Annotated in this window: 1 protein-coding gene; it reads left to right on the top strand. The window is 72.9% G+C overall.

The window, feature by feature from the left end; all coding sequences use genetic code 11:
- Positions 1 to 207 (top strand): hypothetical protein (locus tag ADK52_RS44450; RefSeq protein ID WP_267887252.1); only part of this gene is annotated, 207 nt, incomplete at both ends.

A 207-nucleotide genomic window follows, 5' to 3' on the forward strand; every position in this document is an offset into this window, starting at 1 on the left:
GTCGCGACGGAAGCCGCCACCACGGTTGTCGTCACGACGGTCGCCACCGGAACGGAAGCCGCCCGACGGACGGTCGTCGCGGCGGAAGCCGCCACGGTCGCCACCGCGGTCGTCACGGTTGAAGCCGCCCGACGGACGGTCGTCGCGACGGAAGCCGCCACCACGGTTGTCGTCACGACGGTCGCCACCGGAACGGAAGCCGCCCGA

This window comes from Streptomyces sp. WM6372, assembly GCF_001279655.1.
Classification (GTDB): domain Bacteria; phylum Actinomycetota; class Actinomycetes; order Streptomycetales; family Streptomycetaceae; genus Streptomyces.